Annotated in this window: 11 protein-coding genes and 1 tRNA gene; 2 read left to right on the top strand and 10 right to left on the bottom strand. The window is 70.1% G+C overall.

The window, feature by feature from the left end; all coding sequences use genetic code 11:
* The first annotated feature begins 2 nt into the window (after positions 1-2).
* Together HOQ08_RS13785 and HOQ08_RS13780 are read left to right on the top strand one after the other, a co-directional pair.
* The gene (locus HOQ08_RS13785; protein WP_291196000.1) at positions 3-554 is read left to right on the top strand and encodes an NADPH-dependent FMN reductase; all 552 of its coding nucleotides are present in this window, start codon (positions 3-5) and stop codon (positions 552-554) included.
* Between the two features lie 87 nt (positions 555-641).
* A complete protein-coding gene (locus tag HOQ08_RS13780; RefSeq protein ID WP_291195997.1) occupies positions 642-1700 on the top strand; it encodes a hypothetical protein in 1059 nt (352 codons plus the stop codon).
* On the opposite strand, the gene HOQ08_RS13775 is transcribed toward HOQ08_RS13780, so the two are convergent.
* The 10 genes from HOQ08_RS13775 to HOQ08_RS13730 form a co-directional block, all read right to left on the bottom strand.
* The gene (locus tag HOQ08_RS13775; protein ID WP_291195993.1) at positions 1697-2197 is read right to left on the bottom strand and encodes an acyl-CoA thioesterase; all 501 of its coding nucleotides are present in this window, start codon (positions 2195-2197) and stop codon (positions 1697-1699) included. The genes HOQ08_RS13780 and HOQ08_RS13775 overlap by 4 nt on opposite strands.
* 31 nt (positions 2198-2228) lie before the next feature.
* Positions 2229-2726, bottom strand: coding sequence for a GNAT family N-acetyltransferase (locus tag HOQ08_RS13770; protein ID WP_291195989.1), 498 nt, complete (start codon positions 2724-2726; stop codon positions 2229-2231).
* 84 nt (positions 2727-2810) lie between these two features.
* Positions 2811-3902 carry a redox-regulated ATPase YchF gene (gene ychF, locus HOQ08_RS13765; RefSeq protein WP_291195986.1) on the bottom strand — a complete coding sequence of 364 codons (1092 nt, stop codon included), beginning with the start codon at positions 3900-3902 and terminating at the stop codon, positions 2811-2813.
* Between the two features lie 82 nt (positions 3903-3984).
* Positions 3985-4587: an aminoacyl-tRNA hydrolase gene (pth, locus tag HOQ08_RS13760; protein WP_291195983.1), complete on the bottom strand. Its 603-nt coding sequence runs from the start codon at positions 4585-4587 to the stop codon at positions 3985-3987.
* A gap of 54 nt (positions 4588-4641) precedes the next feature.
* A complete protein-coding gene (locus tag HOQ08_RS13755) occupies positions 4642-5292 on the bottom strand; it encodes a 50S ribosomal protein L25/general stress protein Ctc (protein ID WP_291195980.1) in 651 nt (216 codons plus the stop codon).
* A gap of 146 nt (positions 5293-5438) precedes the next feature.
* Positions 5439-6377 (bottom strand): ribose-phosphate diphosphokinase, encoded by a 939-nt coding sequence (locus tag HOQ08_RS13750; RefSeq protein ID WP_291196003.1) that lies wholly within the window; start codon positions 6375-6377, stop codon positions 5439-5441.
* 44 nt (positions 6378-6421) lie between these two features.
* Positions 6422-6498 (bottom strand) — tRNA-Gln (locus HOQ08_RS13745).
* Between the two features lie 128 nt (positions 6499-6626).
* Positions 6627-8012, bottom strand: coding sequence for a 4-(cytidine 5'-diphospho)-2-C-methyl-D-erythritol kinase (gene ispE / locus HOQ08_RS13740; protein ID WP_291195977.1), 1386 nt, complete (start codon positions 8010-8012; stop codon positions 6627-6629).
* 4 nt (positions 8013-8016) lie between these two features.
* The gene (lolB, locus tag HOQ08_RS13735; RefSeq protein ID WP_291195974.1) at positions 8017-8643 is read right to left on the bottom strand and encodes a lipoprotein insertase outer membrane protein LolB; all 627 of its coding nucleotides are present in this window, start codon (positions 8641-8643) and stop codon (positions 8017-8019) included.
* The coding region (locus HOQ08_RS13730) for a tetratricopeptide repeat protein (protein ID WP_291195971.1) at positions 8640-9873 on the bottom strand (1234 nt) is incomplete at its 5' end. The genes HOQ08_RS13730 and lolB, both read right to left, overlap by 4 nt.

Here is a 9873-nt window from a genome sequence, read left to right as displayed (position 1 = left end):
GCCTGGCCGGCAGCTTGCGCCGCGCCTCCTGGAACCGCCACCTGCTGCATGCCGCCGCCGCGCAGGCACCCGCCGGCATGACCATCGAGGTCTTCGATGCGCTGGCCGCGGTGCCGCTGTTCGACGAGGACCTGGAACTGGCCCAGCCCGACGGACCGCCCGGCGTCCGTGCGCTGCGTACCGCGGTCGCGGCCGCCGACGGCCTGCTGATCGCCACGCCGGAATACAACCACGCCCTGCCCGGCGTGCTGAAGAACGCGCTGGACTGGCTCTCGCGGGAAAGTCCCCAGGGCGAAGTGCTGACCGAGCGGCCGGTGGCCGTGCTCGGCGCCAGCGGCGGGCCATGGGGAACGCGGCTGGCACAGGCTTCGCTGCGCCAGGTGCTGCACACCTGCGGTGCGCTGGTGATGCCCTCGCCCACGCTGTTCGTCGCGCATGCCGCGCAGCGCTTCGACGCGCAGGGCCAGCTCGCCGATCCGGCGCTGCAGGCGTCGCTGTCCCGGTTCATGCAAGCCTTCGCCGCATGGATCGGACGCGTGGCCGTACCCGCGTGAACCTCGCGCAACCCTCGATGAACCGCATGGCCAAGAACGCCCGGCAGGGGACATTCCGTCCACTTCGCCGATGCTAGCTTGCGGCCGATGGCCTATCGTTCCACCTACGTTTGTGATGCGCCTCCCACGCACCCGCTGCCTGCTTCGCCCACCCGGGACCCCTGGAAGGACAACGCGCGCCTCGCTCTGATCACGCTGGTGGCGTTCGGCCACTGCCTCGAACCGCTGCGCGGCGTGGCGTCGATCGATGCGCTGTATCGCTTCCTGTACCTGTTCCACATGCCGGCCTTTGCGTACCTGTCCGGCGCCGTGGCGGGCACCGAGGTGAATCCGAAGCTGCTCAGGAAGATCACCTTCCAGCTGCTGTTGCCCTACCTGCTGTTCCAGGGCCTGTATGCGCTCGCGGCGCACCTGCCGGGCTGGCCGGATGCCGGTCCGGTGGGGATCACCACGCCGTACTGGCTGCTCTGGTATCTGCCCAGCCTGGCGGCGTGGCGCCTCCTGTTGCCTGTGTTCATGCGGCTGCGCCATCCGCTGTTGCTGGCCTGCCTGCTTGCGCTGGCCGCCGGCTGGGCGGACGACGTGGGCTATGGCATGTCGCTGTCGCGCATCGCCGCGTTCTTTCCTTTCTTCGTGATCGGACACCGCTACGCACCTGCGTGGCGCGAACGATTGCGCGGTCCGCTGGCCTGCGTGGCCGCGCTGTCCGCCCTGGTCGCGTTGGGCTGGATTGCCGGCGCGGTGCCCGACCCGCGCTGGCTCTACGGCAGCAGCGGCTACGCCGCGCTGGGCGTGGGCGACGCGTCGGGCATGCTGTGGCGGATGCTTCGCCTGGCGGCAGGCCTCGCGGGCAGCGCGGCCTGCCTCGCGCTGGTGCCGCGGCGCAGATTCGCCGTAACGGCGGCCGGCACGCGCAGCCTGCAGGCTTATCTGGCCCATGGCTTCATCGTGAAGCTGGCCGTCGCCGCCGGCGCCTTCGGCTGGCTCGCGCAGCGCGAACCGCCCGCGGTGAGCGCGCTGGCGCTGCTGCTGGCCGCGTGGATGCTGGTGCGCCTGCTCGCCAGCGTGCCCGCCGCGCGCCTGCTCGATCCGCTGACCTGTCCGCAGTGGCTGGAGCGGCGCCTGTGGCGCGCGTCGGCCGGCTAACCGTCGATGGGTGCGGCCTCGGGCCGCAGCGCCACCACCTGCTGCTCCATCGTCTTGGACATCTCCATCAGGCGGCGGGCGTATTCCTGCAGGCGCTGGTCCTCCGTGGTGCGCGGCTCCCAGCGCGGCACGGGCGTGGGCTTGCCGTCGGGGCTGTCCAGCGCCACGAACACCATCACGCAACTGGTGGCCAGCCGCTGCTCGCCCTTGCGCAGGTCGCGCGCCAGCACGTCCACCGCCAGGTGCATGCTGCTGGTGCCGGTGTGGATCAGCCGCGCGCGCACGCTGACCAGGTCGCCGATCAGGATCGGCGCGATGAACTGGATGCCGCTGACCGACACGGTCACGCAATAGGCGCCGCTCCAGCCCACCGCGCAGGCATAGCCGGCCTGGTCGATCCATTTCATCGCCATGCCGCCGTGCACCTTGCCGCCGAAGTTGACGTCGGTGGGCTGGGCGAGGAAGCGGAAGGTGACTTCGTTCTGCTGGCCGGGCATGGCGAACCTTGTCGTCGGGGCGGGCGACCGATTATGCCTTCGCGCGGCGCGCCGGAACGGTTTCCAGCGCCATCGGCGTAGTCAGCACGCCGCTCGGCGAGAAGCCTTCCGGTCCGGTCGGCACGAAACCGAAGCGCCGGTACACCGGCACCGCGCAGCGGGTGGCGTTGAGGGTGAAGCGGCCGGTCCCGGCGCGGCGCACCGCATCGGCCATCGCCCGCTCCCACAGCCGGCGCGCGATGCCTCGGCCCTGGTAGCGGGTGCCGACGAAGAAGTGAACCAGGTGGCTGTCCCCACGCATGGCCGCGATGCCCACCAGCACCTCGCCCAGCCAGGCCAGGTGGAAGCGCTGGCCCTCGCGCATGCGCTCGCGCAGGGCCCGCGTGCCGAGCCGCAACAGCAGCGCCTGGCCGGCCTCGTGCGACTGCTCGGGCAGGATCCAGCGACGCGCTACGCGGCGTGCCAGCAGGCTGATGGCGCGGGCGTCCTCGGGGCGTCCCAGGCGAAGGTGCACGGCGGTCGTGGGCATGACGACCTCAGGGTGGTGGGCCAGGTCCTAATCTGCAACATCGCTGCTTGGCGCTCGCTCCCGATGAGAGAGGCGAGCGCCGGGTCAGACGTTGAACAGGAAGTGCAGCACGTCGCCGTCCTTGACGATGTAGTCCTTGCCTTCCTTGCGCAGGCGGCCGGCGGCGGCGGCGCCGGCCTCGCCCTTGTACTGGAGAAAATCGTCGTAGGCGACGGTCTCGGCGCGAATGAAGCCGCGCTCGAAATCGGTGTGGATCACGCCGGCGGCCTGCGGTGCGGTGGCGCCCTTCTTGACCGTCCAGGCGCGTACTTCCTTGACGCCCGCGGTGAAGTAGGTCTGCAGGTTGAGCAACTTGTAGCCGGCGCGGATCACGCGGTTGAGGCCCGGCTCGTCGAGGCCGAGATCCTTGAGGAACTCGTCGCGGTCGGCGTCGTCCAACTGCGCCATCTCTTCCTCGATGGCGGCGCACACCGGTACCACTTCGGCGCCCTCGGCGGCGGCGCGGGTGCGCACCGCGTCCAGGTGCGGGTTGTTCTCGAAGCCGTCCTCGCGCACGTTGGCGATGTACATCAAGGGCTTCAGGGTGAGCAGGAACAGGTCGCGCACCAGCGCCTTCTCCTCTTCGTCCAGGCCCGCGCTGCGTGCTGACTTGCCTTCGTTCAGCGTGGCGGCGAGCTTCGCCAGCACCGGCTTTTTCGCCAATGCTTCCTTGTCGTTGGCCTTGGCCGCGCGCTCGGCGCGGTTGAGCGCCTTCTCGACCGAGTCCAGGTCGGCCAGCGCCAGCTCGGTGTCGATCGTCTCGATGTCGGCGATCGGGTCGACCTTGCCGGCCACGTGCACGATGTCGCCATGCTCGAAGCAGCGCACCACGTGCGCGATCGCATCGACCTCGCGGATGTGCGCCAGGAACTTGTTGCCCAGGCCCTCGCCCTTGGAGGCGCCGGCGACCAGGCCGGCGATGTCGACGAACTCGACCGCCGTCGGCACCACCTTCTGCGGATTGACGATGGCAGCCAGCGCGTTGAGGCGCTCATCGGGCACCGGCACCACGCCCACGTTCGGCTCGATCGTGCAGAACGGGAAGTTGGCGGCGGCGATGCCGGCCTTGGTCAGCGCGTTGAACAGGGTGGACTTGCCGACGTTGGGCAGGCCGACGATGCCGCATTTGATGCCCATGGTGACTCCGGGGAACAGGGAACGGGGAACAGGGAACGTGCAGATCAGGGTGGGGCGGAAGACGCGGCGCTTGCCGTACGCCTCACGTTCCCCGTTCCCCGTTTCCCGTTCCCGCTGTATGAAGTTGCTGCATCGCCTTGTCGAACTGGCCCGCCACCGCCAGCGGCAGCACGTCCAGCGCGCGGGCGATGCCGTGGAGGATCGCATCCTCGTCCGATGCCGACGGCTTGCCCAGCACCCAGGGGGTGACCCTGTCCTTGTGGCCGGGGTGGCCGATGCCGATGCGCAGCCGGTGGAACTTGCCATGGCCCAGGTGCGCCACGGTGTCGCGCAGGCCGTTCTGCCCGCCATGCCCGCCGTCGAACTTCATGCGCACGGTGCCGGCAGGAAGATCCAGTTCGTCATGCGCGACCAGGCACTGGTCCGGCTCGATCTTGTAGTAGCGCAGCGCGGAGGCGACCGCGATGCCGCTCTTGTTCATGAAAGTGGCGGGCTTGAGCAGCCAGACGCTGTCGCCGCCGATGCGCACGCGGCAGGCCTCGCCGTGCAGCTTGCCGTCGAAGGCGAAGCGTTCGCCCTGCCCCGACGCCAGCGCGTCAACAAACCAGAACCCGGCGTTGTGCCGGGTTCTGAGGTATTCGGCGCCAGGGTTGCCCAGGCCGACGATGAGTCGCAAACCAGCCATGCGATAAGCCGAGGACCCGTCCTGCCGCGCACGGCGGCAGGACGGGCACGAGGCTTACTTCTTCTCGGCAGGCTTGGCTTCGGCCTCGGGCGCCGGTGCGGCTTCCGCGGCCGGCTCGGCCTCTTCCTTCACCGTGTTGGCGGTGACCACGGCGATGTCGTGGTCCGCGCCCAGGTGCAGCGCCGGCAGGCTCACGCCCTTGGGCAGCTTGACCTGCGACAGGTGGACGATGTCGCCGGGCTTGAGCTCGCCCAGGTCCAGCTCGATGAACTCGGGCAGGTCCTTGGGCAGGCAGGACACTTCCACCTCGGTCAGGTTGTGCGAGATCACCACGCCGGAGGTCTTGCCGGCCGGGGACTTCTCCTGGTTGAGGAAGTGCAGCGGCACGTTCACGCGCACCGCCTCGTTTTCATTGATGCGCAAGAAGTCCATGTGCAGCATCTGCTGCTTGAACGGGTGCTTCTGCCAGTCGCGCACCAGCACCTTCTGCACCTTGCCGTCGACGTTCAGGTCGAGGATGGAGGAGAAGAACCACTCGTGCTTGGCGGCGAGCAGGACAGTGTTGTGCTCGATCTGGATGCTCTGCGGCGGCTGGGTGCCACCGTAGACGACGGCAGGCACCATCGCGGCACGGCGCAGGCGGCGGCTCGCACCTTTCCCCTCGTCGTTGCGGCTCTGGGCCTTGATTTCATGAGTCTGGGCCATTTCGTTTACTGCCTTGGTGTGATGGACCGCCTCGCGGCGGCTTGGATGGCTCCCCCGCGACCAGGGAAGCCCGTTACTTCCACGCGGCATCCATGCCGCGAAAAGCCGAACATCTGGACCGCCATCCTGGGCGGACTTTCAAGCGTTCAATCCACGTACAACGAACTCACCGACTCGCCGAAGGCGATGCGGCGGATGGTTTCGGCCAGCAACTCGGCGACCGAGAGCTGGCGGATCTTGCTGCAGCTCTGCGCCTCGGGGCGCAAGGGAAGCGTGTTGGTGACCACCAGCTGATCGAGCTGGGAGTTCTCGATGTTGCCGATCGCCGCGCCGGAGAGCACCGGATGCACGCAATAGGCGACCACCTTGCGCGCGCCGCGCTCCTTCAGCGCGGCGGCGGCGGCGCACAGCGTACCGGCGGTGTCCACGATGTCGTCGACCAGCACGCAGGTCTTGCCGTCGACCTCGCCGATGATGTTCATCACGGTGGCGACGTTGGCCCTGGGGCGGCGCTTGTCGATGATCGCCAGGTCCGCGTCGTCCAACCGCTTGGCGATCGCGCGGGCGCGCACCACGCCGCCGACGTCGGGGCTCACCACGATCAGGTCGTCCATCGAGTGGTTGCGCCAGATGTCCGCCAGCAGCAGCGGCGAGGCATAGACGTTGTCCACCGGGATGTCGAAGAACCCCTGGATCTGGTCGGCATGCAGGTCGACCGTGAGCACGCGGTCCACGCCGACGGTGCCGATCAGCTTGGCGACCATCTTGGCGGTGATCGGCACGCGCGCCGAACGCGGGCGCCGGTCCTGCCGCGCGTAGCCGAAGTACGGCATCACCGCGGTGACGCTGGCGGCGGACGCGCGCTGGAGCGCATCGGCCAGGGTCAGGAGCTCGACCAGGTTTTCCGCGCTCGGCGCGCCGGTCGGCTGCAGCACGAACACTTCCTGGCGGCGGACGTTCTCCTCGATCTCGACCTGCACCTCGCCGTCGCTGAACTTGCCGACCAGCGCCTTGCCCAGCGGCACGCCGAGCCGGTGCGCGACGTCCTCGGCAAGGGCGCGATGGGCATTGCCGGTGAAGAGCATCGGGGTGGACGTGTCCACGAATGTTTTCCTCTGAGCCATGTGAATGGCTGGGGCGGCAGGATTCGAACCTGCGCATGCGGGAATCAAAATCCCGTGCCTTAACCAGCTTGGCGACGCCCCAGTGTCGATCCCGGACGTCCGCCGTCCTGGCGGGCGTTTCGGGTCGGCAAGCCCGGCACACGTCCGGACCTGCCTGTGCCACCGGCCGCTTGCGCGATCGATGGCGGCGGATCATCCATGGTCCGCCGTCTATCCTGCTCTCTGGCGATGGCACGCCAGGGTCCGGTGCAGCGGCGATACGTCCACGCCCGCGGCCAGCTGGGCCGTGAACGGTGCAGGGCACTGCCGCACCAGCTTGCGCGCCTGCGCGAGCGAGGCGGTCTCCAGGAACACGCACCCCCCGCTGCCGGAAAGCCGCGCGCGGCCGAACCGCGAGAGCCAGTCCAGCGCCGCGGCCACCCCAGGGTGTCGCGCGCGCACGACCGGCTCGAATGCGTTTTCCGCCGTTTCGCCGGAAACAAAGGACGAAATTGTCGCCCGGGGTGCATTTCGTGTCAATTCAGGCGCTTGAAACAAGGCCGCGGTGGGCACGTGCTCGCCCGGGTCGAGCACCACGTACCAGCGCCGCGGCAACGCGATCGGCGCGAGCCGCTCGCCCACGCCCTCGGCCCAGGCCGAGCGGCCCCGCACGAACACCGGCACGTCGGCGCCGAGCCGTTGCGCCAGGCCGGCCAGCGCGTCCTCGTCCATGCCGCAATCCCACAGGTGGTTGAGCGCGACCAGCACCGTGGCGGCGTCGGAGCTGCCGCCGCCCAGGCCACCGCCCATCGGGATGCGCTTGTCCACCGCGATCTCGGCACCCAGCGCCACGCCAGCTTCCGCCTGCAACAGCCGCGCGGCGCGCACCGCCAGGTCGGCCTCCGCCGGCACGCCGGGAACCTCATTCATGCGCACGACGGCGCCATCGGCGCGCACGCGCAGGCGCAGCTCGTCGCCCCAGTCGAGCAGGCGGAACACCGTCTGCAGCTCGTGGTAGCCGTCGGCACGGCGGCCGACGATGCGCAGGAACAGGTTGAGCTTGGCCGGTGCCGGCCAGGCGGTCCATTCCGTTCGCGCCGGCGGCGCCAGCGTGCGGGACATGAAGACGCGCAGCGCATCGGGAAAACCATTTTCGCGATCGCGGGCGCGGGCATGGGCGAAGGCCGGGTCGGTCTTGTCGACCACGGCGAAGCCGTGCTTCGCGTAGAACGGCGCGTTCCAGGGCACGTCCGCCAGCGTGCCGAGGTCGACCCGGGCGTAGCCGGCCGCGCGCGCCCAGCCGCAGGCATGTTCGAGCAGGGCCGCACCGATGCCGCGTCGGCCATGGGCGGGGAGCACGTCGATCTCGGCGATGCCGATGGCGCCGCCACCGATCTCGTCGTCCAGCCAGACGAAGCCGGCCGGGGTGCCGTCCTCCATCTGCGCAACCCATACCAGGCCACGCGCGATGGCAGCTTCCAGCAGGTCCGGCGGTATCGCCATGGCCGCGTAGGCAGGCCATGCGGGATGGCCGCGGAACAGTTCCACCGCCGCGCGCTCGATGGCGCACAGCGCGGGAACCTGCGCCGCCACGGCGCGCACGAAGGACACCGCCACGGTGTCAGCGTCCGCAGCCGGCGCAAGCCGGGCCAAGACGGAAACTGTCGATCGACAGCTTGACCTTGTACGGCGGCTGGCTGGCAAAGATCTTTTGCGGCAGCGGCGGCTGATGGGCGAGGTCCCAGGCGCGGTAGTCGACCGCCCAGCCGTCCTGCTGCAGCAACGCAGGCAGGTCATGCTCGCCGAAACTGAGCTCGGCCGGTGCGCCGGGTGCGCGCAGGCCCAGCACCCACGCCCGCAATTCGCGCAGCGGCACTTCCCAGCCCAGCGCCTTGCGCATCAGCGCCTCGGCGTCCGCGCCGCGCAGCGGCCCGCCATCGACGCCTTCGAGCATGGCGCCGCCCGCATCGCCACTGAGCCGGAAGCTCTTGCCGGTGATCGGCGCGCGCAGTACGAAGTCGTAGCGATCGCCGTCCTGGGTCCAGGTCAGGCTGCCGCTGCCGCCCTCGCGCCCGTCCGAGACGGCCAGATGGCCCTCCAGCGTCCAGCCTTCGATGGCGGCCAACTGCTTCTCGCGCGCCGCCTGCGCCGCCAGCGCGGCCTGGTCGGCGGGCTTGCGCACCGGCACCGGCGCGCAGGCGGCAAGCGCCAGCCCTGCCGCCGCGCCCATCAGGAGAAGGCGCCTCATGGCTCGAGCCGCTGCACGGTCTTGTGGAGGTTGGCGTTGTTCGGGTCCAGCTTGCGCACCTGCTCGAACACCTGCTGGGCGTCCTGGCGCCTGCCCAGCTTCCACAGCACCTCGCCCAGGTGCACGCCGACGTCGGCGTCCCGCGCGGCGCTCCAGGCCTGGCGCAAGGAACGGGCCGCCTCGTCCAGGTGGCCCAGGCGGTATTGCAGCCAACCCCACGAATCGGCGATGGCCGGATCGTGCGGCTTGGCCGCGCGCGCCAGCTCGATCAGCTTCTTCGCCTCGGGCAGGTCGCGGCCGGCGTCGGCGAGGGTGTAGCCCAGTGCGTTGCTAGCGTCCACGTCGTCGGGCTTGATCTTCAGCAGGTGGCGGAAATCGGTCACCGCCTGGTCGATCCTGCCCGCCTCGGCGTAGGCCAGGCCACGGCCGTAGAGCAGGCCCGGGTCGTCCGGCAGCACCTGCAGGGCGTGGTCGTAGGCCTTGGCCGCCTGCGCGTAGTGCTGCTCGCGCATGTACAGCTCGGCGTCGGCCTGCCAGGCGCGGCGCAGCTGTTCGGGCTGGTCGAGGTAGGCGGTTTCCATCTGTTCGAGCAGGGCGTGCGCATCGGCCAGCTTGCCCTGGGTGTGCAGGATCACCGCGCTGCGCAGGTCCGCATCGAAGGCATGCGGGTCCTCGTCGCCGACCTGGTCGTACCAGGCCAGCGCTTCGTCCTTGTGGTCCTGCATCTCGGCCAGTTGGCCGAGCAGGAAGGTGTTGCCCTGGCGCACGTCGTCGGGCGCCCCCTTGAGCTGGCGGTACAGGCGCGCGATGGCCTTGCGGTCGTGCGCCTGCGCAGCCAGCGCCGCGCGCAGCGCGTAGGTCTCGGCGCTCTGCGGCCCGTTGTCGAGCAGCCTGGCGGCCGTTGCATAGTCGCCGCCCTGGCTGAGCAGGCTGGCGTAGGTCAGGCGCAGGCGCACGTCGCCCGGCGAGCGGGCGAGCGCCTGCCTGAGCAGCGCAGCGGCGCCCTTGCGGTCGCCCGCCTTGAACTTCAGCTGCGCGGCCCAGGCGTAGGTCTCGGTGTCGTGGAAGCGCGCGACGGCCGCATCGGCCAGCTGCATGGCGTAGCTGGCCCGCCCCAGCTTGTCGCCCAGCTCGCTCATCGCCAGCCAGGCCTGCGACTCGGCGGGCAGTCGCGAGGGCGTGGCCATGGCCTCGAGCAGCTGGGCCGCCTGGGCGCCGTCGCGCGCACCG

The sequence above is a fragment of the Frateuria sp. genome (genome assembly GCF_013362045.1).
Classification (GTDB): domain Bacteria; phylum Pseudomonadota; class Gammaproteobacteria; order Xanthomonadales; family Rhodanobacteraceae; genus Frateuria_A.
This window is presented reverse-complemented; position numbering and strand designations above follow the sequence as displayed.

Bases quoted from the DNA above. Each gene is read 5' to 3' on its own strand.
- HOQ08_RS13780 (WP_291195997.1), top strand. From the start codon at position 642: ATGGCCTATCGTTCCACCTACGTTTGTGATGCGCCTCCCACGCACCCG.
- HOQ08_RS13775 (WP_291195993.1), bottom strand. From the start codon at position 2,197: ATGCCCGGCCAGCAGAACGAAGTCACCTTCCGCTTCCTCGCCCAGCCC.
- HOQ08_RS13770 (WP_291195989.1), bottom strand. From the start codon at position 2,726: ATGCCCACGACCGCCGTGCACCTTCGCCTGGGACGCCCCGAGGACGCC.
- ychF (WP_291195986.1), bottom strand. From the start codon at position 3,902: ATGGGCATCAAATGCGGCATCGTCGGCCTGCCCAACGTCGGCAAGTCC.
- pth (WP_291195983.1), bottom strand. From the start codon at position 4,587: ATGGCTGGTTTGCGACTCATCGTCGGCCTGGGCAACCCTGGCGCCGAA.
- HOQ08_RS13755 (WP_291195980.1), bottom strand. From the start codon at position 5,292: ATGGCCCAGACTCATGAAATCAAGGCCCAGAGCCGCAACGACGAGGGG.
- HOQ08_RS13750 (WP_291196003.1), bottom strand. From the start codon at position 6,377: ATGCTCTTCACCGGCAATGCCCATCGCGCCCTTGCCGAGGACGTCGCG.
- lolB (WP_291195974.1), bottom strand. From the start codon at position 8,643: ATGAGGCGCCTTCTCCTGATGGGCGCGGCGGCAGGGCTGGCGCTTGCC.